General features: G+C 46.1%; 22 protein-coding genes and 1 riboswitch. Of the genes, 14 read left to right on the top strand and 8 right to left on the bottom strand.

The window, feature by feature from the left end; genetic code table 11:
- Positions 1–89 precede the first annotated feature (89 nt).
- From QUA34_RS06330 to QUA34_RS06295, 8 genes are all read left to right on the top strand, one after another.
- Positions 90–1,694 carry a cobyrinate a,c-diamide synthase gene (locus QUA34_RS06330; RefSeq protein WP_333384951.1) on the top strand — a complete coding sequence of 535 codons (1,605 nt, stop codon included), beginning with the start codon at positions 90–92 and terminating at the stop codon, positions 1,692–1,694.
- Between the two features lie 196 nt (positions 1,695–1,890).
- Positions 1,891–2,382: an ureidoglycolate lyase gene (locus tag QUA34_RS06325; RefSeq protein WP_333321863.1), complete on the top strand. Its 492-nt coding sequence runs from the start codon at positions 1,891–1,893 to the stop codon at positions 2,380–2,382.
- A gap of 194 nt (positions 2,383–2,576) precedes the next feature.
- Complete coding sequence (gene codA, locus QUA34_RS06320; protein ID WP_333384948.1) at positions 2,577–3,845, top strand: cytosine deaminase; 1,269 nt, start codon at positions 2,577–2,579, stop codon at positions 3,843–3,845.
- Positions 3,846–3,871: 26 nt separating this feature from the next.
- Positions 3,872–4,180 (top strand): hypothetical protein, encoded by a 309-nt coding sequence (locus tag QUA34_RS06315; RefSeq protein WP_333384945.1) that lies wholly within the window; start codon positions 3,872–3,874, stop codon positions 4,178–4,180.
- An 11-nt stretch (positions 4,181–4,191) separates the two neighbouring features.
- A complete protein-coding gene (locus tag QUA34_RS06310) occupies positions 4,192–4,644 on the top strand; it encodes a hypothetical protein (protein ID WP_333384942.1) in 453 nt (150 codons plus the stop codon).
- A 98-nt stretch (positions 4,645–4,742) separates the two neighbouring features.
- Positions 4,743–5,204 (top strand): KGK domain-containing protein, encoded by a 462-nt coding sequence (locus QUA34_RS06305; protein WP_333384939.1) that lies wholly within the window; start codon positions 4,743–4,745, stop codon positions 5,202–5,204.
- On the top strand, positions 5,201–5,500 hold the full coding sequence (locus QUA34_RS30165; RefSeq protein ID WP_445242803.1) for a DUF4089 domain-containing protein: 300 nt from the start codon (positions 5,201–5,203) through the stop codon (positions 5,498–5,500). Before QUA34_RS06305 ends, QUA34_RS30165 begins: the two co-directional genes overlap by 4 nt.
- Before the next feature lie 24 nt (positions 5,501–5,524).
- The gene (locus QUA34_RS06295; RefSeq protein ID WP_333384936.1) at positions 5,525–6,988 is read left to right on the top strand and encodes an AtzE family amidohydrolase; all 1,464 of its coding nucleotides are present in this window, start codon (positions 5,525–5,527) and stop codon (positions 6,986–6,988) included.
- A gap of 11 nt (positions 6,989–6,999) precedes the next feature.
- On the opposite strand, the gene rpsU is transcribed toward QUA34_RS06295, so the two are convergent.
- The 4 genes from rpsU to QUA34_RS06275 all read right to left on the bottom strand — a co-directional run bounded on the left by rpsU (position 7,000) and on the right by QUA34_RS06275 (position 11,172).
- A complete protein-coding gene (gene rpsU, locus QUA34_RS06290) occupies positions 7,000–7,194 on the bottom strand; it encodes a 30S ribosomal protein S21 (protein ID WP_006632476.1) in 195 nt (64 codons plus the stop codon).
- Positions 7,195–7,367: 173 nt separating this feature from the next.
- Positions 7,368–8,502 (bottom strand): peptide chain release factor 2 gene (prfB, locus tag QUA34_RS06285; RefSeq protein WP_333384934.1). Its coding sequence is split into 2 segments (ribosomal slippage): positions 7,368–8,429 and positions 8,431–8,502, totalling 1,134 coding nucleotides; the frame shifts between segments, so codons are not numbered across the junction.
- Positions 8,503–8,609: 107 nt separating this feature from the next.
- Positions 8,610–10,193 carry a tetratricopeptide repeat protein gene (locus QUA34_RS06280; RefSeq protein WP_333321887.1) on the bottom strand — a complete coding sequence of 528 codons (1,584 nt, stop codon included), beginning with the start codon at positions 10,191–10,193 and terminating at the stop codon, positions 8,610–8,612.
- Positions 10,194–10,443: 250 nt separating this feature from the next.
- Complete coding sequence (locus QUA34_RS06275; RefSeq protein WP_333321890.1) at positions 10,444–11,172, bottom strand: Bax inhibitor-1 family protein; 729 nt, start codon at positions 11,170–11,172, stop codon at positions 10,444–10,446.
- A 563-nt stretch (positions 11,173–11,735) separates the two neighbouring features.
- On the opposite strand from QUA34_RS06275, the gene QUA34_RS06270 reads away from it, so the two are divergent.
- Positions 11,736–12,062 (top strand): PEP-CTERM sorting domain-containing protein, encoded by a 327-nt coding sequence (locus QUA34_RS06270; RefSeq protein ID WP_333084074.1) that lies wholly within the window; start codon positions 11,736–11,738, stop codon positions 12,060–12,062.
- A gap of 85 nt (positions 12,063–12,147) precedes the next feature.
- Here the strand turns inward: QUA34_RS06270 and bchD are convergent, their stop codons facing one another.
- Together bchD and QUA34_RS06260 are read right to left on the bottom strand one after the other, a co-directional pair.
- Complete coding sequence (gene bchD, locus QUA34_RS06265; protein WP_333384930.1) at positions 12,148–14,256, bottom strand: magnesium chelatase ATPase subunit D; 2,109 nt, start codon at positions 14,254–14,256, stop codon at positions 12,148–12,150.
- A 34-nt stretch (positions 14,257–14,290) separates the two neighbouring features.
- A complete protein-coding gene (locus QUA34_RS06260; RefSeq protein ID WP_333384927.1) occupies positions 14,291–15,574 on the bottom strand; it encodes a HAMP domain-containing sensor histidine kinase in 1,284 nt (427 codons plus the stop codon).
- A 207-nt stretch (positions 15,575–15,781) separates the two neighbouring features.
- On the opposite strand from QUA34_RS06260, the gene QUA34_RS06255 reads away from it, so the two are divergent.
- Positions 15,782–17,119, top strand: coding sequence for an ArsB/NhaD family transporter (locus tag QUA34_RS06255; protein WP_333321896.1), 1,338 nt, complete (start codon positions 15,782–15,784; stop codon positions 17,117–17,119).
- Positions 17,120–17,177: 58 nt separating this feature from the next.
- On the opposite strand, the gene QUA34_RS06250 is transcribed toward QUA34_RS06255, so the two are convergent.
- Positions 17,178–18,371: a sensor histidine kinase gene (locus QUA34_RS06250; RefSeq protein WP_333384924.1), complete on the bottom strand. Its 1,194-nt coding sequence runs from the start codon at positions 18,369–18,371 to the stop codon at positions 17,178–17,180.
- Positions 18,372–18,540: 169 nt separating this feature from the next.
- Positions 18,541–18,753: riboswitch (cyclic di-AMP (ydaO/yuaA leader) on the top strand.
- A gap of 99 nt (positions 18,754–18,852) precedes the next feature.
- Between QUA34_RS06250 and ntrB the strand changes: the two genes are divergently transcribed.
- The 4 genes from ntrB (at position 18,853) to QUA34_RS06230 (ending at position 23,053) form a co-directional block, all read left to right on the top strand.
- Positions 18,853–19,701 carry a nitrate ABC transporter permease gene (gene ntrB, locus QUA34_RS06245; RefSeq protein WP_333384921.1) on the top strand — a complete coding sequence of 283 codons (849 nt, stop codon included), beginning with the start codon at positions 18,853–18,855 and terminating at the stop codon, positions 19,699–19,701.
- Positions 19,702–19,798: 97 nt separating this feature from the next.
- Positions 19,799–21,229 (top strand): ABC transporter substrate-binding protein, encoded by a 1,431-nt coding sequence (locus QUA34_RS06240; protein WP_333384918.1) that lies wholly within the window; start codon positions 19,799–19,801, stop codon positions 21,227–21,229.
- A 152-nt stretch (positions 21,230–21,381) separates the two neighbouring features.
- Positions 21,382–22,221, top strand: coding sequence for a nitrate ABC transporter ATP-binding protein (locus tag QUA34_RS06235; RefSeq protein WP_333321905.1), 840 nt, complete (start codon positions 21,382–21,384; stop codon positions 22,219–22,221).
- A 46-nt stretch (positions 22,222–22,267) separates the two neighbouring features.
- Positions 22,268–23,053 carry a universal stress protein gene (locus QUA34_RS06230; RefSeq protein WP_333384915.1) on the top strand — a complete coding sequence of 262 codons (786 nt, stop codon included), beginning with the start codon at positions 22,268–22,270 and terminating at the stop codon, positions 23,051–23,053.
- 212 nt (positions 23,054–23,265) lie between these two features.
- On the opposite strand, the gene QUA34_RS06225 is transcribed toward QUA34_RS06230, so the two are convergent.
- Positions 23,266–23,484 (bottom strand): hypothetical protein, encoded by a 219-nt coding sequence (locus QUA34_RS06225; protein ID WP_333084085.1) that lies wholly within the window; start codon positions 23,482–23,484, stop codon positions 23,266–23,268.
- Between the last annotated feature and the right edge of the window lie 194 nt (positions 23,485–23,678).

Below are 23,678 nucleotides of genomic sequence, written 5' to 3'. Positions count from 1 at the left end.
AGATGCAAGGCAGATTAACACAGATGATTTTCTGATTGGAAAGCGACTTTGGCAATCTTATGTATTATTTATTTTAACTAACTATAACTATGACTTTAGTAATTGCTGGCGAACGCAGCGGTGCGGGAAAGACTACTGTAACGATCGCCATTTTAGCTTTTTTAATCCGTCGCGGCTTGAATGTTCAATCGTTTAAGGTTGGTCCCGATTACATTGACCCCATGTTTCATGCTTTTGTTACTGGTCGCCCCTGTCGAAATTTAGACCCGGTATTAACGTCTGAATCTTATGTAAAAAAGTGTTTTTCTCGTCATATTCAAGATGTCGATTATGCCTTAGTTGAAGGGGTGATGGGGCTATTTGATGGGGTTTCTCGGAAGAAGGAAGAAGAAAGTTCGGCAACGGATTTCGTAACGGATGTAACGGATAGAAGTTCGGCAACGGTTGTACGAGATGTAAAGGATGTAACGGATTTAACGGATTTAAGGAAGCCAGAAGGAAAACAACACTATTCTATTTCCTTTGCTTCTACGGCTCATGTTGCTCATTTGCTGAATTTGCCGGTATTGTTTGTGATAGATTGCAGCAGGCTCTCTGGTTCGGTGGCTGCGATCGCCCACGGTTTTCGTTCTTTTAACCCTGACCTTAAATTCGCTGGTTTGGTGCTGAATCGGGTGGCGAGCGATCGACATTTGGAACTGCTTCAAGATGCTCTCCAACCGCTCAATTTACCTATTTTGGGCGTTTTGCGTAGGGATGAGGCTGTTACTATTCCCGATCGACATTTGGGGCTGATTCCTGCTGAGGAGTTGCCGAATCTTCATGCTGCGATCGATAAACTGGCTGATTTGGCTGCTGTTAGTTTTGACTGGGAGCAACTTTTGCCTTTGTTGGCTGCAACTCGAAATGCGGGGGGTGAGGGGTCTGAGCAACTTTTGGGTAGGCACACTCTCCCTTCGCCTATTGTAACTCAAAAAGATGCTGTTGTCAACTCTTTGGGAAAACAATTTGGAGTGAGGATTGCGGTTGCGCGCGATCGGGCTTTTAATTTTTACTATCAGGACAATCTTGATTTGTTGGAAGAGTTGGGTGCGGAGTTAGTATTTTGGAGTCCCCTTGATGACTCGGTTTTTCCTGACAATGTACAAGGGTTATATTTTGGTGGTGGTTTTCCCGAAGTGTTTGCTCAAAAATTGAGCGGTAATGTTTTAATTCGGGATGCGGTAAGAAGTGCTATTTTTTCGGGAATGCCGACTTATGCGGAGTGCGGCGGTTTGATGTACTTGTGTGATTCTATTGTAGACTTCGATGGCAATTATTGGTCAGGGGTGGGAGTGTTGAAAACTGCTGCTGCGATGGGAAAGCGTTTGACGCTGGGATACCGAGAAGCTGTGGCGGTGAGGGATAGTTCGGTGTTAACTGCTCTTGATGAGGTTTGGGGACATGAGTTTCATCGATCGCACTTAACTGTGGAACCGAGTAATCCAGTTTATCACAGTTGGAGGTATGGCAAGCGGGGGGAAGTTGAGGCGGTTGCTGAAGGTTGGGGAGTTTGTCAGGTACACGCTTCTTATTTGCATTTGCATTGGGGTGCTCGACCTGATATTCCGGCTCGTTTTTTGCAGCAGTGTGCTGATTTTGATTGTAAGGGTGTTTTGGGCGATCGAGAAAGCGAACTAGATTTTTTTATTTAATTAACCGCAGAGGACACAGAGAAGAGAAGAGAGCAGTGCGCTAAATTTGATTGTAAGGGTAATTTGCGCGATCGAGAAAGCGAACTAGATTTTTTTATTTAAACCGCAGAGGACACAGAGGGCACAGAGAAGAGAAGAGAGAGGATTTACTGTATTAGAATGTTCATGACGGATCAAGCTAGGGATGTTGGGATTTATGAGCGAATCAATTTCGACTAAGCAGTTATCCGCACAATGGGTGACACCGGAGAATTTTCGGCGTTACGGTCAAGTTATCTTTGCGGCTGTTGATGGTAAGTCTTTCGATGGTGAGGATGCTCAGTTAAGTTTGCAAAATGGTATTCCTAGATTTTACATTATGCGGCTGCACCATAAAGGTCGCAAGTTTGGCAAAATTACACGACACGTTCAATGTACTCAGTGTTTGGGTTCTTTGGAGGGGAAGGATTGGTTGATGGCGGTTGCGCCTCCTGGGGATAGTTATAAACCGAGTTTAGAGGATATGGCTGCTTTTCGGATTCCGGGCAATTGTTTTATTAAGTTAGATGTGGGTACTTGGCACGCTGGGCCGTATTTTGATGCGGATTTTGTTGATTTTTACAATCTGGAGTTGAGCAATACTAATGTGGTTGACCATTTTACCTTTGATTTGGTGAAAAATCACAATCTGGAGTTTGAGATTGTCTGATGTTGGCGATTTGTAGTTGCGTTTTTTTCTGGGTGATTATGGTTATAGGTGGGTTTTTTGAGTAAGATTTTTTAACCGCAGAGGAGGAGAAGGAGGGGGTTCGCAAGTGATTGGGGAATTCTTTTGGTCTCACTAGGCTGAGTAGCAACTAGGAAGTATCGCGTTTACAAGTGTTAAATTTAGGTGCAATTGTCATGCCTGAGCAAAAGTATAGCATTGTTCTGCGGCAATGTCGTTTGTTAGGTGCGATCGACGATCGCCCAACGGTAGATATTGCTATCGATGATGACCAAATAGTTGCCGTTTCGCCGCACATCTCAGAATTTGGCGAACGCGAACTCGACATTCAAGGCAATTTAGTTAGTCCTCCTTTTGTGGAGTCGCACATTCATCTCGATTCGGCTTTGACTGCGGGGGAACCGCGATGGAATCAAAGCGGCACTTTGTTCGAGGGAATTCAAATCTGGGGGGAACGGAAGCAAAGTTTAACGCTGGATGATGTCAAAAAACGGGCTGTTGAAACTTTAAGGCTGCAAGCGTCTCAAGGGATTTTGTTTGTCAGGAGTCACGCTGATGTTAGCGAACCGACGCTGACTGCTTTGCAAGGACTTTTGGAAGTCCGAGAACAAGTCAAAGATTGGATGACTCTGCAAGTTGTGGCTTTTCCCCAAGACGGGATTTATGGAAGTCCAGAAAATGACAAACTTTTAGAGAAATCTCTGGATATGGGTGCGGATGCTGTGGGCGGGATTCCGCATTATGAGTTGACGCGGGAAGATGGGGTGAAGTCGGTTGAACGAATTTTTGAACTTTCTGAAAAATACAATAGATTAATAGATGTTCACTGCGATGAAATCGATGATGAACAGTCGAGATTTTTGGAAGTGGTAGCAGCTTGTGCGATTAGAAGCGGGGCGGGTTCGCGGGTGACGGCTAGCCACACGACGGCTTTCGGTTCTTACAACAATGCTTATGCCTTTAAGCTGATGGGAAGTTTGGCAAAATCGGGAATTAATTTTATTGCCAATCCTTTAATTAATATCACCCTGCAAGGCCGCGCTGATACTTATCCCAAACGCCGTGGGGTGACGCGGGTTAAGGAGTTGTGGCAGCAGGGATTGAATGTGAGTTTTGGTCACGACTGCGTGCAAGATCCTTGGTATAGTTTAGGTACGGGAAATATGTTGGATGTCGCTCATATGGCGGTTCATGTTTGTCAGATGACGGGAATGGCTGAGATTGCAGCTTGTTTTAATATGGTGACTGTCAACGGTGCTAAAACTCTTAATCTGGGAGAGGATAATTATGGGATAGAGGCGGGGAAACCTGCAAATTTGATTGTGTTGGATGCTGAGGATTGTTATGATGCAATTAGGAGGCGCGCTGCGGTTCGGTATGTGATTTCGCGGGGAAAGTTGCTCGCGGAAACTGAACCTGCTAAAATTAGTTTTTATCCTGTTTGACAAACAATATTTGAAGCTGTTAAATTGTGAATCAAGGTGCTATTCCCGATGAAAGTCCGAGAAATTTACCAGAGCAATTGCTCCTGCAAGATGCTAAAGCGGGTAATTGTAGAGCAATTCAGGGCGGGCCTGGCGATATACTAGGTGATGTTTCCAGACTGGTTGCCCTCTATGGAGGTAATCCCGAAGACTGGTACAAAATAACCAGCATTCAGGCTTTTGTAATTAATGGAGCTTCCGTACAAGTGCACTGGTTTGAAAACGGGGAAATTTCGCAACAAGTTGAATTAAAGTTTAAACGACAATATCCTAAAATAGCACCTAAGAATTTATAGGTAGACAAGTTATGATTGTTCGCTGTATTGCTAATACTGGGGAAGCTCTACCGGAAAATTATATTGATCCGGCCCGAGGTTATACTAAAAAGGTTGAATTGCCGTTGACAGTTGGCAAGGAATATGTTGTTTATGCAATCCGCTCGTGGCAGGGAATAGTTTGGTACTATATTTGTGATGATAATTACACCTATTATCCCATACAGACTCCGGCACCGCTGTTTGAAGTAGTTGATAACCGCGTTTCTAAGTATTGGCAGTTTATGCTTGACCAGAATGGGGTGTTAAGGTTTGCTTTTGAGCAGTGGTTTACTGACCCTTGTTTTTATGATAAGCTAACGGATCAGGAAGAGGCGGAGGTTGAGATTTTTGAGAAGGTTAAGGAATTGATGGATGCTGAGGATTATACTTTGCCTGCGCTGGATGTTGCCGTTGAGAAATTGCGGGAAACTGTCAGTGTTTGATTGGAAAAGTGCGATAGTCAATTGATTTTGTTAACCAGCTTGACTCACACACCTCCAAATAGTATAAAATATCAAGTAGCAGAATATTGTGAAATAAAATGGACGAAAAAGTTGAAATCAATAGAAGCTATGAGACACTAGACGGCGATGATGATGTTTTGTTATTGGGTCAAGCTACTTTTACGGTTCGCCGATTTAAAGAGCTAGCCTACAGTAAGTTTAACAAGATAATGCTTCAGACTTATGTAGCAGAAACTAACCAACGTGAGAAATCGATAATTCAGTGGATACAATATCTGTCGATTAACGAAGAAACAAAAATTATGGGAGGAGATATAAACTGGAAATCGCCTCCAGAAGGAATTGATTGTCAAATTCTAAAAATTGGTTCCAAGGGTTGGCAAAAAGGAAAGCTTCAAATAGAACTTAATCAAACTTTGCAGTCTTGGCAAACGCAGGTCTGTATAAAGTTTTCTCCTGATGAACCACCTGAGAAAAAATCGCCTCTAGATGATATCAGACAATCCGAGGAATACAAAAAACTGAGCAATAATAAATGACAGCCCGATCGCAATTACAATACAATAATCGATCGCACGTATATCTGAATCTTAGATTTTCAACCGCAGATGAGGGCAGATGTACGCGGATGAACGCTGATGTTGTTTGGGATGGACTAATGACAAATATAGAAGAATATGTCGATCGCACCGCTGAACTGATAAACTTACCCTTAGACCCGGAACACCGCCCCGGTGTTGTGGTAAACTTCGAGAGAATAGCTGCGATCGCCCGACTCGTTACTGAATTCCCTTTACCTCAAGAAGTAGAAGTCGCGCCGGTGTTTGAACCTTAGATTTTTAACAGCAGATGAGGGCCGATGAACGCAGATGAACGCAGATGTTTTTTAGAGAAGGCTGATGCGGTTGCTACGGCAGCGGCTGTTAAATGTGGTAAGGTTACGGCTACAGAGGCGGTAAGTGCTGCTTTGGAACGGATTGCTGTTAAGGATAAAGCTTTTAATTGCTTTACTGCAATCACTGCATCAAGCGCACTCGCAGCAGCCGAAAATATTGATAATTCGATCGCAAATAACCAAAACCCAGGCCCTTTAGCAGGCGTTCCCTTCGCAGTCAAAAACCTGTTCGATATCGGCGGAATTACTACTCTAGCAGGGTCAAAAATTAACGCTGACAATCCTCCGGCTACCCAGGACGCGGCTGTGGTCGCCCGACTCAAACAAGCCGGGGCTGTGCTCGTGGGTACGCTCAACATGGATGAGTACGCCTACGGTTTCGTCACGGAAAACAGCCACTACGGCCCGACTCGCAATCCCCGCGATACTGCGCGCATCGCCGGCGGTTCCAGCGGCGGTTCCGCAGCAGCAGTCGCCGCCGGTTTTGTACCCATCACCCTCGGTTCTGATACTAACGGTTCCATCCGCGTACCGGCTGCTTTGTGCGGTGTCTTTGGGTTTAAGCCTACTTACGGCCGTTTGTCCAGGGCTGGCGCTTATTTATTTTCGGGTAGTTTGGATTGTGTGGGGCCGTTTGGGCGATCGATCAGAGATATGGCGCTGCTGTACGATATCCTGCAAGGCCCTGATTCTCGTGACCCAGTTTGCACTCCACGCCCGCCAGAACTTTGTTCGCCGCAGTTAAATCAAGGTATCGAAGGATTGCGAATTGCTGTTGCTGACGGGTATTTCGCTACAGGAACTCAACCGGAAGCAATGGATGCTGTAGAAATAGTTGCTAAAGCCTTGACAAATGTCTTGGATTGTGGTGTAGACACAGAAAAAACAACAAACCCCCCAAAAATAGGGGGGCTTGCAACAGTCAGCATACCGGAATCCGATCGCGCCAGGGCTGCGGCATTTATCATTACCGCTTGCGAGGGGGGAAACTTGCATTTAGACAATTTGCGATCGCGCCCTCAAGACTTCGATCCTGCCACGCGCGATCGCTTTCTAGCGGGAACCCTGATCCCTGCGACTTGGTACTTGCAAGCCCAGAGATTCAGACAGTGGTACCGCGATCGAATTCGCGAAATATTCCAACACACAGACATCATCCTCGCACCCGCAACCCCGGTAGCTGCCCCTGAAATTGGCGTCGAGAAAATGGTAATAGCCGGACAAGAAATCTTAGTGCGTCCCAATCTCGGACTGTTCACCCAACCCCTATCATTTATTGGCTTGCCCGTTCTTTGCGTGCCCGTACAGCGGCCCGGCGCTTTGCCCTTGGGGGTACAAATTATTGGTGCTCCCTACAGCGAAGCGGTGATTCTCCGAGTCGCTGCGGTACTAGAATCGCAAGGCATTATATCTGCCGAATCAATTTAGTGCTAATAATTCTAGGGCTTGTTATTGCGGTGAAAGCGTCTCTTAGTCCTTCTGGCAATAGCTTTGCGCTTCTGCTTTTCCAACGGAGTTTCAAAGTGGCGGTGCTTTCTCATGTCGGGGAAAATACCCGCTTTAGAAACTTGTCGCTTAAACCGTCGCAGGGCTGACTCAATCCCTTCATTTTCGCCTATTACAACTTGGGTCATTATTTCTCCTTAGTGTTTGTCAGATCAAGTTTTATCATATCAAGGTTTTTGACCGCGCGACCTGTTGAAGGTCGGGCGATCGGCCAAAACCCCAAAATTATAGCAAATCCGCTGCCATCCCCGCTCTTGATTCTTTAGTTTGCACAGCCAGACTTTGTATGTCAAGGCGCGAATTAGATTCGCGCGGTTGAATCAGTTTGGGCTATCAACTGATTTTCCTGCCGCAGGTAAGCTTGAATAAACTGGTCTAATTCGCCGTTCATCACATCTGCGATGGCGGTTGTTTCTACTCCAGTACGCAAATCCTTGACCATTTGATAGGGGTGAAAAACATAATTGCGAATTTGCTGGCCCCAAGCCGCCTCCACCATGTCGCCGCGAATCTCGGCAATTTCCGAAGCCCGCTGTTCCTTAGCAATCACCAACAGCCTAGCCTTGAGTAATGCCAAAGCTTTTTCCTTGTTTTGCAACTGACTGCGTTCTTCCGTGCAACGGACGGCCAAACCGGTAGGAAGGTGAACGATGCGGACTGCGGTTTCTACCTTGTTAACATTTTGCCCGCCCTTGCCGCCCGCGCGGGAAGTAGTTACTTCCAAATCTTTTTCGGGAATGTCCAACTGTACGGATCGATCGAGAATTGGCATCACTTCAACGCCAGCAAAACTGGTTTGACGCTTGTCGTTAGCATTAAAAGGCGAAATTCTGACCAAGCGGTGAGTGCCTTTTTCCGATCGCATATAACCGTAAGCGTAACGGCCGACAATTTCCAAAGAAGCAGATTTAACACCTGCTTCCTCTCCCTCGGAAATTTCCATTAAATGTACTTTGTAACCTTGACTTTCCCCCCAGCGGGTGTACATCCGCAGCAGCATTTCGGCCCAATCTTGAGCATCTGTACCGCCGGCCCCGGCGTTAATTGTCAAAACAGCGCCGCCTTCATCGTAGGGCCCAGATAGTAATTGTTGCAGTTCCCACTGGTCGAGTTCGCGGGTTAACTGAGAAAGACTCGATGAGGCTTCTTGGAACAGGGACTCGTCGGCTTCTAACTCCAGCAGTTCTAAAATAGCTCTAGCATCTTCTAAGCTAGTTTGCCAATTGCTGTATTGTTCTAAGTGAGATTTGAGGTCATTCAGTTCTTGGAGAGTTTCTTGAGCTCGATCTTGGTCGTCCCAAAATGCTGGTTGGGCGCAGATTTGCTCTAAGTCTTGAATTTTGGCTGTGAGTGCGGGGATGTCAAAGATAGTCCTGGGTTGTACCCAGTCGATCGGACAATGTTTCGATATTGTGTTTGATGTCTAGAACTTCCACTGTGAGTTCTCCTAGTTGTGGGGTGTATTTTTAAGTTTAGCTGAAATTTCGACATTTCAGCAACTAATCGGTGTATCAGTGTCCAAATCCGTGTCGTGCCTTCCTTCTTATATATACTGCGAACCTGTTGAATTGAAAGTTTTACCGCATTCGTGAGCGCATACGTCCAACCTTTTAGAACAGGAAAAACTTTTTGTGAGGTCTTCGCGAAACCAATCTCTGGCGATCGCATCTTTCACCGATTGAGTTCTGAGAGAATTAAAGCCATTTCCGTACTTTTCAATTAAAGCCAGCATTTGCGGTCTGTAAGTGTGGTTATAAACAGCGTATTTAGTATGGCTTACCCAACAGCAAGGCCAGAGTTCCCCTTCAAAACTAATGAAAATTTCTTGGCTGGCTTGAGTTTGACAGCTAATTTCTACATTGCGGTAGTAATTATTTAGGCTACCAAATTTTTCTACAGCTTGGATAAATTGGTCTCCCTGGGGATTTTTATATTGTTCCAATGATGGGGGTTGGAGTTCTTCGCTGGCTCGCTTTGGTGGGACAGAAGGAGTTGGTTCTGGTGCTTGAGAGGTTTCGATAGCTATAGCTTGATACCAAGCATAATTTGCTTTTTCTGGTTGCCCCAACTGTGTCAAAACTTGAGCTAAATTGCGATAAGCTCCGGCAAAATTGGGTTTAAGCTCGATCGCCTTTTGGTAATAAGCACTAGCTGGCTGCCACTGTTGCTGTTGAGCATAAAGACTGCCGACATTAGCATAAACTTCTGGAAAATTAGGCTGAATTTTGAGGGCCTTGGCGTAACAGTCTGCTGCTGCTTGCATCTTCCCCAAACCTTGAACAGCATTGCCCAAGGTTTTCCAGGCTGCTGCAAAATTAGGTTGAATTTTTAGGGCTTGTTGGCTGGCTGCGATCGCATCTGAGAGCAGTCCTTGTTTCAAACAGTCCTCAGCTTGTTTGTGCAACCCAACAGCCGTCTGTGTTTGATTTTGAGGGGCTGACGCATTATTTGTTGCTGGTTGGTTGGGGCGATCGCTCTTAGCCTCTACCTGAGAGTTTTCTGCTTTTTGAGGCTGTTGATTGGCGGACTCTTTGTCATAAATCTCTTTCGCTACAAAACGAGAGGTTGCTTTCGGTACAAACTCGACAAATCCTAGTTGTTGGGCTAAATCGCGTGCTGCTTCTACTTGGTGCTGGTTGTGTTCAAATATCAAGTAGTGCCATACAGCTTTTCCGCCAGCTTGGATGAAGGCATTAACCGACTGCATTATCCTGTCCCAGTTGGTATTTTGGCGGTAGATGCTGTTAGTATCGGCCAACCCGTCGATACTAAAAATTACGCGATCGTGTTCTCCTGTCATCGCTTTTGCCAGGGCTTGCCACCAGTCAGGGTTTCGTCCGCTACCGTTGGTGTACAGGCAGATATGAGGAACTCCCATGCGGTGCAAATATTCGATCGCCGGAATTGTGGTATTGCTAGTCATAGCATCGCCGTAGTTGCCGCACATATACACCAAATCCAACTGAGAGCAAAACTCTTGTGGGAAAATTCTCTCAATATCCTCCATCTTTAATTCCGCCCCCGGCAAAATCGGGTTGCCGGTGCGGGGACACTGCGGACAAGCTGCATTGCACCTGGAGGTAATTTCTACGCTGACTCTCCTAATATCTTCATATTTTAAGTACATGAGTTTTCCCCGATTAATTTGTGATTAATATTGAAATCGCGATCGACACAATTAGATAGCAAGAGTTTTGATTGAGTGATTAAAAAGTAAAATTATACCTTATGTCTGCCCGCTGTGAACATGATATAAGTTTTTTGTATGAGGGACAGAGGAAACGAGGACGACTATCTTGATTCCAAATCTTAATAAAAAAAAACCGCGGCAGGATGTCGATCGAGCCGCGGTTTTTTTTAATAAGCTAAAGTTTCAATTACTCGCGGCCGTTGAGAGCAATCAGCAGGCGCAGAATAAAGATGAACAAGTTGATGTAGGTCAAGTACATCGACAGAGCAGCGGGCAAATACTGGTCGTCGCGGTAGCTGCGGGGTAATATGTAAAAATCGACGATCGCAGCGCCGGCAAATATAAACACGCCGATGCCAGAAATGCCAATTTCCAACCAGGTTGGGGTGTAGACGCCAAATAGAGAGAGCAGAAACTGACCGCCAACGACGACTAACAAAGCAATGACACCTAAACTGATAGTTTTGGTGAGGGCCATGCCGTCTTGTTCAGAAAGGTTGGAGCCAATTTGGCGGGCGGCGATAAAGGTAATGCCACATCCAAGTGCAGCAAAACCAATACCGGCGATGCCGACGCCTTCGCTTCTGAGGGCTATAGACACCAACCCGCTGAGGGTGTAGCCTGTAAGCAAGCTGTAGGTTGCCAGCAGAGGCAAGGCGGTATTTTTGTTACCTTGTTCGGCTGCGCCGCGGGCGACAAAGAACAGAATTAATTGTAGGACGATCGCAGCAATGAAGGTGGGAAAGAAGATCCCGGGATAGTTACGAATCACTCCGAGGCCGCCGTAGGTGCCGACAGCAGTTAAGACAAGTCCGCCGCCCACGAAGGGGAGAGCGTTGGAGATGACGTTCGGGCCTACCAGCGCGTGGTTTTTGGCCTCGCGCACGGCTTCGCGGAAATTGCTAGTGTTACTCACGAGGATTTACCTAATTTTGGCTGAGAATTTCTATCTATTATTGTGACAGCTTTACACTTTGTTTGCAAAACCTGAAAGAGTTTAAAGATTTGATAAAGAACGGGGGTGAAATCACTCCAAACCAGGGATCGATTGTTTATAATCGACTGCGTATAGGTCTGTGCCGTGTCGCTGTCTCGCACCGTTGCGCCTCGCGGCAAAGCTATAATTGAGTTTGAAGGGTCGGCGCTATCTGCGGCCAAGGGCTAGCTTAAAGTCGATTAAATCGCAAATAGCTGATGTAAATCAATTTTGGATGGGGGATTTACGATTGGGGATTAAGGAGTATATGCTAGAGGCAGGGATCACAGTTGATTTTAGGTTTTTGATTTGCGACTTAGTTGAAACTAGAGACCAGAAACTTCAATAATCTAAAATATAAAATATAAAATCTAAAATCTAAAATCTAAAATCGGTTCCGTTAATTGCTAAGGTAGCTCACACAGTAGCTCAGACAGAGGATAACCATAAAATTAATGAATAGATCGAGTTCTATCGACAAACTGCTAAATAGGTAATTTCCAATGCCCACCTTTTTTGAGCGAAAATTATTGCCCCCTACAGCCGGGATTTTATTGGCTGTCGCCGCCATTATTTCCGGCGGTCAAGCTGCCGTTGCAGCTAATGTCCAAGCCGTTTCTACCGCTGCTTCCTGGCAGGGTTCAGAAAATTTGCTGCTGGCTCAGACCGGTCAACTCCCCCAAAGTACAATTTCTTCAACCCCGAACCGGGGGACGGAAAACCGCGTACCTCTGCCCGTAAGAATTCCTGAGCCTTCGGCGGTGATAGGGCTGGGTTTAGTTGCGGGTTCGCTGGCAGTGACTCGCCGGAGAGTGAGAGTTAAAAATTAGACTTTTTTTGGCAAAAAGTCTAATTTTTGGATTTTTAACCGCAGATAAACGCGAATAAACGCAGATAAATGTGGCTATCAGGATTTTAGCCGATCGCGTCACGCAGAGCATTTTTAGTCATAGCTGCGATCGACTGTTCGGTAGCTTTCGGCAAGTGATAGTATTTCCCTCCAGAAGTCTTGGCCAATTCCTTCGCAAAGCCAGTCGAAATAAACTTGCTCTCGGTATCAATCACCAGCAACTGCATTCCCAACCCACGAATTTTGGCAGCAATTTCTAACAATTCCTTTTTAATATCAGGCTTTTCTCCATCTACAATCGGTTCGCCCAAAGAACGAGCCAAAGGAATATTACCGCGTCCGTCGGTAATAGCGACAATCGCAACTTGACCGATATCTCCAGACTGACGCGCGTTGACTCCCACGCGCACGGCTTGAGTCAAACCGTGGGCCAGGGGGGAACCGCCGCCACAGGGCAAACGTTCCAAACGCTTGCGGGCCAGGGCTATTGAGCGAGTCGGCGGTAGCAGCACTTCTGCTTGTTCTCCGCGAAAGGGAATCAGAGCAACTTGGTCGCGGCTTTGATAAGCTTCTGTGAGTAGCTGCATGACTGCACCTTTGGCCGACTGCATTCGGTTGAGGGCCATCGAGCCGGAGGCATCGACGACAAAGACGACTAAAGCTCCAGCTTTTCTGGCCAAGCGCTTCGCCCGAATGTCTCCCTGTTCCACAAATACACGGCGCTCAACCCCCCCTTGTACCCCCGAAGCTTGGGGGGGGTTGGAATTCCTGTCGCGACGAGCTTTTTGGTAGGGTGCGGCGGCTCTGAGGGTGGCGTCAACGGCGATGCGACGGACGGGGCCTTTGGGCAATACTGGCTTGACGTAACGGCCTCTATCTTCGGAGAAAATGGTGCTGCGGCTGCCGGATTTGCCTTGTTTGTTGGCGGATTGTTGAGCGAAGAAAAGCACGCTGGGGTCGAGAATTACTCCTTCGGGGTCGAAGAGAAATTCTTCGGGAATGGTATCTTTTTCTGGTTCTTCTTCAGGTTCCGGGTTGTCTTCATCCTCTTGGTCTTCTTCGTCTTCTTGCTCGTTTTCTGGTTCGTCTTGTTCTTGTTCTGACTGCTTTTGGGGAGGCGGTGGGGGGGGAGGAGGGGGAGAGTTTTCGTCTGGGGGAGTTTGGATGATGGTGGCGCGGGGTACGATGACTAATTCTACGGCGCGGCGCAGGTCTTCGGCGTTAACTTCTGTGCGTCCTTCGATGGCGGCGGCGGCTTTGGCGACGCGGACTGCGAATATTTCGGCGCGGTGTCCTTGAACGCCACCCCGGATGGCTTCTTCTACTAGGTAGGCAATTTGTTCGCGTTTAATACTGACATCTTTGAGCCATTCTCTGGCGAGGATGATTTGGGTTTTGAGGTTGTCGGTGTCTTCGCTGTATTGATTGAGAAATTCTTGGGGGGAGCTGGAGTAGGATAAAGCTTGTTCTACTGCATAGACTCTTTCTTCTATTTCGAGTGCTGCGTCGGCTGAAAGTACGATCGCGATGCGATCGAGCAAATGTTCTCTCAGCGGCCCTTCTTCGGGGTTGTAGGTGGCGATAAATAGAGGTTTGCAGGGGTGTTGAAAGCTAATACCTTCGCGCTCTATTTGGTTGCGTCCTTCGGTTAATACTGTTAGCAATTGGTTGGAAATGTTGTCATCGAGGAGGTTAATTTCGTCTACATAAAGTACGCCTCGATTTGCTTGGGCCAAGAGTCCTGGTTGAAATACGGTTTGGCCGAATTTTACTGATTGTTCGACATCGACTGAACCTAAGAGTCTGTCTTCTGTGACACCCAAAGGAATTTGAATGAATGGTGTGGGAATTATTTCAGTAGTTAAGTAATTAGTATCGGTGGTGTGGGCATCTTGCCCGCCATTTTCTGGTAACAAGCCTGATGCCTGTTCTGCAATAATTTCATTCGGTTCGGCGTTGCAAAAAGAATCTTTAACAATTTCAATGGGTGGCAGTAAGGAGTGCAAGGCGCGGGCCATTACTGATTTTGCTGTGCCGCGGCGGCCTGCGATCGCCACTCCTCCCAATCCAGGATCGACTGCTGCTAACAGCAGGGCTAATTTGATTGCTTCTTGCCCGACTACGGCGGTGAGGGGAAAGGCTGTGGTGGAAGGGCTAAGGTTGGCTGCGGGCATAGGATTTTCGGATGTAAAAATTTGAACTTAATGTTTAGCTTACTTCTTGGAGTATTTTAACTTCTAGGGGCAGAATCACGGTAAAAGTTGAGCCGACTCCTATTTCTGATACTAGCTCGATTTTGCCTTGGAGCAGCGTGACGAGCCGGGATACTATTGCTAATCCCAGGCCGGTGCTTTCGGCAGGAAAGAGCTGTTTGCCCGCTTCTCCTGCTTGAAAGAAGGGGTCAAAGATACGGTTTGTATATTCGGGGGCGATGCCAATGCCGGTATCTGTAATTGCGATCGCCCAATTTCCTTCTCCAGCAGGGTGGCAACTTAATTCAATGCTACCAGCTTCTGTATAGCGAATGGCATTGCTCAGCAGGTTGATCATAATTTGTTGCAGCCGCCCAAAGTCGGAGATTACTTGTGTTGGGCCGCAGTCGCTGGTAACAGCGAGCTTTAGTCCTTTAGCATCAGCAATTGGCTGCATCATTTCTACTACGGTGTTAATTACCGATCGTACATTAGTTCGCTGCAGGTTAAGTTTAATTTTTCCGGCATCGGCGCGAGAAAGTTCTAGCGTGTCATTAATCATGCGGAGCAACTGTCTGCCGTTACGCAATACTCGCTCGATGTGTTCGATGCCGGGGAGGGTATCTTTGACTTCTGATTGCCATTTTTCTTTTCGCAGGAATAGTTCGGAATAACCAATAATTGAGTTGAGAGGAGTTTTGAGTTCGTGAGCCAAATGGTAGACGTTTTCTTGATGGACGCTGACAAGGCGAGAGAGTTCTTGATTGGTGAGTTCTAACTGAGTTTGAATTTGTTGAAGTTCCAGCAGCCTCTGAGCAACGTAGCTATTGAAACACTGGGCAATTGCTTCGTCTACTACGGCATCTATCAGCCGAAAAGCTCTGAATACGTCGGTGGTGGTGCCTGCTAGCAAATCTGCTTCTAATTGGGAGAATATTACTTGACGCAATAAGTGGTATTCGCGGGCTACTTCTGCGGCGTCGTAGCCTTGTTCGGCTCTGAGAAATCCGTGATCTAAACTGGCTTCTATTATTACTTTTATTTCGCTGTGTTGATATTGGGAAAGCACTGTGGCCATCGCCGCCAGCAGGTGAGGTATGTGATTCTCGATTGCTGAGTGCGGTAAGGCGTCAGCGGTTTCAATTTTCCGATCCTGACGAACTGCTTCAATCCAGTTTTGGACGATAGTATCGGTTTTGTCGGCGAGCACTTGGCTGTAGTCCATGATGTCTGCGTGGGGGTTGAGTTTGGCAGAGATTGCCCATGCTTCATTGTAGTTGAGCGATCGCCGGATCGCCATACCAAACTTCTGCCGCTCACGACCCTCCCAAAAGAAGTAGTTTTGAGGTGATTTTTTCCGTGTACCGGAGAGCTCTTGATGAGTCGCTCCCAGCTTGTTGCTGCCAAAATCAGCACTTAAATTTATTGACAGAAGAGCCAGAAAGTAGTATATTCACTCGAACCGAGACTTTTTAATTTTTAAGTTCTATTATTTTCAGGGGACTAAATGGAAAACGTGCAAGCTGTGATTGCTGCAACAACATTTATATGTGTAGTTTTCTTAATAATTACAGAATGGATACACCTCACAGTTGCGGCATTTCTGGGAGCGGTGATTCTGGTTTTTACCCACGTGATGACGTTAAACAACGCGATCGAATATATCGGTCGGAGTCACGCCACCCTGGGCTTATTTTTCGGAGTCATGGTAATGGTGAGAGCCTTTGAGCCTACCAAAGTATTCGAGTATTTGGCAACTCAAATTGTGCTTTTGGCTAAAGGCAAAGGCAAAAATCTCTTACTGGGTATTGTCGCAATTACTACCCCAATTTGTGCTGTTTTGCCCAATGCCACGACAGTCATGCTGCTAGCACCCTTAATTCCGCCAATGGCAGAAGAAGTCGGTGTAGATTTTGTGCCGTTACTGATTTTAATGGTATTTGTAGCTAACAGTTCGGGACTGCTGACAATCGTGGGCGATCCGGCGACATTCATTGTCGGTGATGCTATTAACATGAGCTTTGCAGATTACCTGGTAAAGTTAAGTTTGGGCGGGGCAATTGCAGTAGGAGTGATAGTAGTTATGTTGCCTTGGCTGTTCCGCGAAATTTGGAACAAAAAGTTAGACGATTTGGAACATTTGCCGCACCCAAAAATCAATCACCCACGAGTTTTAGCAGTGGGCGGTGTAATTATAGCTTTCGTGCTGACATTTTTTGTAATAGGAGAGTCTCTGCCCGTGCCTATTTCACCGGCAGCCGTTGCTTTGTTGGGGGCTGCTTTGGCAATGCTTTTAGCTCACCATTCCCAAATTGATTCTGTTAATAATATTTTGCGGGATTTAGATTGGAGCACGCTACTATTTTTTATGTCTATCTTTGTGCTGATTGGCGGTTTGGAAAAAACCGGAGTAATCGGCAGTATATCTGGAATATTAGCAGTGATTTTAGGTAAAAATATTTTTCTGGGTTCTTTAGTTTTGTTATTTTTTGTGGGTTTGATGTCGAGCGTGGTGCCAAATATTCCGTTGGTAGTGGCGATGGTGCCACTGCTAAAACAGTATGTTGTCAATGTCGGGCTTGCACCGGCAGAAGTGCTGGCGCCGGATTTTGCAGGGCAGTTTCCACCTGCTGTGCTGCCGCTGTTTTATGCGATGATGTATGGAGCAACTTTAGGAGGAAATGGCACTTTGGTAGGAGCTTCTTCTAATATAGTGGCAGCGGGAATTTCTGAACAGCACGGACGCCGGATTTCTTTTCAAACTTTTCTGCGTTACGGGCTTCCTGTGATGGCTGTGCAATTAATAAGTGCGGCTGTTTATGTAACTCTTCGGTTTCTGATTTAAAGAAGTCATTAGTCATTAGTTGGCAGTTGGCAGTTGGCAGTCAACAGTTAACAGTAATCTAAACTCCATCCAATTCTAAGGGGAAAATTACAGTGAAGGAGGAGCCAACTCCTACTTCAGAAACTAATTCGATTTTACCTTGCAAGAGGTTGACTAATCGAGCGACAATTGCTAGCCCTAAGCCCGTACTGTCAGGAATGCTAGAACCCAGGGAGCTGTTGGCTCGAAAATAGGGCGTAAAAATCCGATCGCAGTCTTCTGAAGCAATGCCAATTCCTGTATCTGTGATGCAGATACTCCAATGTGTGTCTGACAATAATTCGGTTTTTATGATAATAGTGCCAACTTGGGTGTAGCGAATGGCGTTGCTCGCCAAGTTGGTGATAATTTGCTGCAAGCGCAAGTAATCTGTCATTACTTGATCGAGAACCGGATCGCAGTCAACGGCGATATCTAAATTTTTTGCTTTAGCCACAGGTTCCAGTATTTCGACAACAGTGCCGATCGCCGATCGCACATTTGTGGCAGTTAACTGCAATTTTATACGTCCCGCGTCGTACCGCGAGATTTCGAGAGTATCGTTAATTAATCTAAGTAACCGTCTGCCGTTGTTGAGGACTTTATCAATATGTGCCAAATTGGGAGCAGAATCTTTAAGTTCAGAATTGTTTTTTTGGCGCAAAAACAATTCTGAGTAGCCAATAATAGAGGTGAGGGGAGTTTTCAATTCGTGAGCTAAGTGAGATAGATTCTCTTGACTGGCGCGAAGTAAGCGAGTCAGCTCTTGATTTGTAAGTTCCAATTGGTTTTGCAACTCCTGTAGTTCTTGGAATCTTGCCTGAGTATAGGTTTGGAAACAGTCAGCAATTGCTTCGTCGAGCGCACTGTCAATTAAGCGATAAGCTCGGTTCACTTCAGCGGCTGAGCCTTTTAGCAATTCTGGCTCTAAAGCATCGAAAATTACCCTCCGCAGCAAGCGGTATTCCCGCGCAATTTCTTCGGCATCGTAGCCTTGTTTTGCCCTGACAGTTCCGTGGTCTAAACTTTCTTCTATGACTTTCCCCATGTCACTGTCTTCTGATTGGGACAGCATAGTTACGATCGCATTCAGTACGATGGGAAGGCTGTCGCGCACGGAATCGTAGGTGAGTTGCTTGGCGGTGTCGATTTTCTCGTCGCCCCGAACAGCTTCAATCCAGTTTTCGATAATTATGTCAATTTGACCTTGTAGAGCTTGGCTAAAATCTATCATGGCTCTTAGATATAAATCAAGTGAGCGATCGTATTTTATCTCTAGGTTAGTTTAATAATTAATTTTTTGAATTTTATCTCAACTTTTTAGCTTTGCCGATCGCCAATAGCTACTTCTAAAGACATATTGACAAAATCAAATGGTCGTGCTAGCTTAAGTTAAATTGGCTTAAAACGTCAAGCCTAATCCACCAATGCGCGATCAAACCAAGCGTGTGGCTGGAGCGGAGGAACCAATTTTCGGGGCGAATCTCTACAGAATTAAAAATCAAAGTTAAAAATTGCCAAATTTGAGTGTAATTTTTGATTTTGAAATCTAAGGAGAAGGACATCTCTCAGTCCTAGCCCGTCAGCTAACTTCGCAGGCATTGAGAAGAGACTGAAAAGCCAACTTTCTGAACAAGATTGTTTGGCTTCGTCAGTGTCTCAGGTTGGTATTGTTCAAGATTCTTGTACCTGCCCTGACTCTGAAGGAGATTGAAATGTTCATACAGCTTAATTTATCTGCGATCGTACTTGCAGGAGTTGCAACGTGGAAGCGGGTCAAACCCGTTGTTATCCGAGATGCAGTTTTGTTGCCGGCGGCTGGTTTTTTGGGAATTCTTGGCTTGTGGTGGATGGTTGCCAGCTTCAACAGCGATTTGATTCCCACTCCCTATCAGGCTTTAATAGCTAATTTAGATTACATATTGCATCCATTTTACCAGCGCGGGCCTGGAGATTTAGGCATTGGCTGGCTGCTGCTAGCGAGTTTGCGGCGGGTGTTGGTGGGATTTTTGCTGGGTGCAGCAGTTGCGATTCCCGTGGGATTTCTGATCGGGATGTCGAAACCGGCAATGATGGCGCTCAATCCGCTGATTCAAATCTTCAAACCGGTGTCGCCGCTAGCGTGGCTGCCGATAGCTTTATCGATTTTTAATTTAGCAGAGCCGTCGGCAATTTTTGTCATATTCATTACCTCTTTGTGGCCGACAATTATCAACACCGCTTTGGGAGTTTCTAGCGTTTCCCAGGATTATCTGGATGTGGCGCGAGTGTTGGAAATGCCGCGCTGGAGGCGGATTACCAAGATAATTTGGCCGGCGAGTTTGCCATACATTTTTACAGGTTTGCGGATTAGTTTGGGGATTGCTTGGCTGGTGATTGTGGCGGTGGAAATGCTGACAGGTGGTGTGGGAATTGGCTTTTTTGTCTGGGATGAATGGAGCCGTTTGAACCTGAGTTCAGTATTTTTAGCGGTGTTTGTAATTGGCTTAACTGGATTGTTGCTCGACGCTGCGGTTGACAAAGTTCAGGAATTGGTAACGCATCGCTCGGTCATTAATCATTAATCATTAGTCATTAGTCATTAGTCATTAGTCATTAGCTAGCTAAAAGCTTAGGGCTTTTGATGACGGACATTTAGCTATTAGCGATCGAGAATTAAATATGAGTGACAAGTTTTCCAATGAATGGAAGCGCCGAGAGTTTTTGCAAGGAATGGGCTCGGTGGCGGCGGGAATGGCTTTATCTGGTTGTGCAATTAGCGCGGATCGATCGGCAAAAGGGCTCACAGAAGAAGCCTCAGCCGTAAAGCCGGTTGTCGATTCCCGAACCTTAGAAAAACCCAATTTAACCGTAGGATACGTGCCGGTTAACGATTGTGCACCATTTGCGATCGCCTGGAAAAAAGGCTTTTTCCGCAAATACGGTTTAAACGTCACACTCAACCGCGAAGCAAGCTGGGCAACCTCCCGCGACGGCGTAATCTTCGGCCGCCTCGACGCATCCCCAGTTGTATCCGGCGCCGTCACAAACGCCCGAGTTGGCGCCGAAGGAGCGCGCCACGCACCCCTGTGCGCGGCAATGACAATTCACCGCCACGGCAACGCCATGACGATGAACAAAGCTATGTGGGATTCCGGTTTACGCCCCTGGCACGAATACAACGGCAATTTGGAAGAATTTGGCAAACAATTTCGAGCCTTTTTTGACAGTCAGCCGTCGGAAAAAAGGGTTTGGGCCGTGGTTCTGAGTTCTTCGATTTACGAATACTTTGTCCGCTACATATCGGCGGCTGCCGGTGTCGATCCGTTCAAAGAATTTCGGGTAATTATTGTGCCGCCGCCGCAGATGGTAACTAATATCAGGATTGGCGCGATGCAGGCTTACATGGTGGCCGAACCTTGGAATACGCGGGCAATTCAAGGCAATTTGGGAGTGGGTTTTACCTTCGTGCAAGGCAAGGAAGTTTGGCTGGGACATCCCGATCGCCTTTTGGGAGTAATGGAATCATTCATTGATGAAAATCCGAAGACTTATTACTCGCTGGTTAAGGCAATGGTGGAAGCTTGTCAGTATTGCAGCAAGCCGGAAAATCGCAGTGAAATATCGGCGCTGCTGACTGAGCGATCGTTTACGGGGGCGAGACCGAAAAAAGGGGCGATCGACAAATTTACGCGACCAGCAATTGTTGGCGACTACAACTATGGAGGGTTTGACGAAAAAGACCGCACCATACAATCGGAAGATGCAACTATTTTCTATGACATTCCTAAGAACTTACCTCAAATAGCCGGAAATCATTCAACATTTATGTGGCAGTCTCAGAGTATTTGGTTGATGACTCAAGCCGCTCGCTGGGGACAGATTAAAGAAGTTCCCAAAAATGCTGAGGAATTAGCTAAAAAAGCTTGGAGAACCGACCTTTACCGCAAGATTGTTGCCGAAATGGGTATCGATTGTCCCCAGGAGGATTACCAAGTGGAAGCGGCTGAACTTTTTATTGATAAAAAGGCATTTGATCCAAGCGATCCGGTGGGTTATTTGAATAGTTTTGAAATTCGAGCAAACCGCCCTCAGTCTTTTTATCAGTCTTAATGTTTGAGATGTTGCGCTTTTCCTAATGTCCCGCCAGGGACTTAAGTCCCTGGCTAATAGCAAAAGTCGGTTGAAACCGACTGGCAAATTTTAGGATTTAGGGTATAGCCAGAAAATTCAATTAGCACTTTACTACTTTTTAGGAGAATACCGTGACTCAATACTTTTCTACTTCTATCGAAGCCAGCAGCCAAGTCCAGAAGCACCCTGAATTTCTGGAAATTAACAACTTGTTTAAGTCGTATAAAAATGCTGACGGTACAGAATTTAGCGTCTTGGAAAATATCAATTTAAGTATTGGAGAAAACGAATATATTTCGGTAATCGGTCACTCCGGGTGTGGCAAATCAACGCTGCTAAAAATAGTGGCAGGTTTGGAAAAACAGAGCGCGGGAATAGTGACACTGGAAGGAAAAGAAATTCGCAAACCGGGAGCCGATCGCATGATGGTATTTCAGCACTACGGATTGCTGCCTTGGCTGACGGTGCGGGAAAATATTCGGCTGGCAGTTGATGAAGTTTTGCAAAGTCTTAGCCGCCCGGAGAAGATTAGTCTTGTCAACGAACACCTAGCAATGGTAAACTTAATATCGGCAGCCGATAAATATCCAGACGAAATTTCAGGGGGCATGAAACAGCGGGTTGGGATTGCGCGAGCTTTGGCGATTCGACCGAAAATGTTATTAATGGACGAACCGTTTGGAGCGTTGGATGCTCTAACTCGTGGCAAGTTGCAGAAACAGGTGCTGGATATCTGGGAAAATCACAGACAAGCTGCAATGATGATTACTCACGATGTGGATGAAGCTATCTATATGTCCGATCGTATTGTGCTGATGACAAACGGCCCGGCGGCGACAATAGGGGAGATTTTGTCAGTGCCGTTTGCACACCCGCGCGATCGCCAGGAGTTGCGGGAATCGAAGGATTATTACGAACTCCGCAACTATGCTTTGAATTTTCTCGATCGCTACTTTACTCAAGACGAATAACACCCGACGGATCGACATAACAATTCACTTAAGAGAGGTTAAGCCTGTGAATCTCAAAACAATGTTAGCGCGTTTTGAAAGTGCATTGGGATACCAAAATTTAGCAGAAGAAATGGTGTTGCTGCCGGAGCCAATATTACCAGTTTCTAAGAAATCAAAATCCTCAAAATCGACCAAAACAATCAATTTTATTGTCGGTTACAACAGTTCTCCCCAAAGTCAAATAGCTCTGGATATTACCCTTTGGATGGCGCATCAAACTCGTTTAGTAACAACTAAAGAAGTCACGGTTCAAGTCGTCTACGTTATAGACGAAGCGCCCAAAAGTTACGGCGAAGATACTTGCAAATTGGCTGTAGCAAATGCCTTGGCTGCCCAGGTAAAAGTGTCTAATTTAGAGGAAACATTCGCCCTTAATTGTGCAGCGCCTGCGATGGTTTTACCAGGGGAAATCCAATCGGTATTCCCGCCAAAAACTTGGATAGATCCGCATTATTTTCGAGAAATTTTTGGTCAAAAGAATGAGTATGAGATAGCAGATAAGTTGCTGTGGCAAGCGCGCTGTTTGGCTGAGGAATGGCGCGGTTTATTTAAAGCTCATTTACGCATCGGGCGGGTTGCTACAGAACTGAAAAACGTGGTTGAATTAGAATCAGCAAATTTACTATTCTTGGGCTGTGGTTCTGGCAACCATCGGCTGGTTAGGGAACTAGGCAATAATTTTCCCTGCTGCGTACTCGGGATTCCTTCGGCACTTAGCTATCAGATGGATGTTCAGCCTGAAGAAAGTTTGAGCAAGTTACAGTTGGCGACAACTATACCTGCACGTTAAACTTGTTCCCTCGTTGGGGCAGAATTTAATTATGTAAGGTGCAGCGCACCCTACGACTATAATTCGCGCGCCCAACCTTTTTTTGCATAAGTTCTATATCGATCACAAAATAACAATAGTTTCCTCCCTCGAAGTCCCAATTACGATACAATTGAGACTTTTTTTTGATTATTGAGATGTTTAAAATTACTCTTAAGGAAAATTCTCGTCACTTACCTGATCATAGACAATTCGTTAACTAATTTTATCCTTCCTCGGCACACAGAGCGCAGGAGCCGATCGATCGAGCGTTTGTCTTCCTCCGTCAAATTTTCGTCAAAAATAGCAGCCATCAAACCGTATCTATCGGCTAGAGTAATGTAGCCATTATGATTCACTTCGGCAAACAGCTCGCCCAAAGCAGATGGAATCAGGTTGATAGGAGTTTGCATAGCGATTGACTCTAAAATCGAGGATGGCGCGATCGGGCGTTTCTTCGGTAACAAAAGGCGATCGCACTCTGATATTCTGTCAGTATATTTCCTTAAAAGGTGTGACAATCAACCGCCAAAACTTGTGACAGCAAACAGCAAAAATTGTGAACGACATCACATTCCCTATTTGCGAAATATGCTAAAGCTTGCAG

This window comes from Microcoleus sp. POL10_C6 (assembly GCF_036701585.1).
In the GTDB taxonomy this organism is placed as follows: Bacteria; Cyanobacteriota; Cyanobacteriia; order Cyanobacteriales; family Microcoleaceae; genus Microcoleus.
Note: the sequence above shows the minus strand (reverse complement) of the source record. Positions and strands in the feature narration are given on the sequence as shown.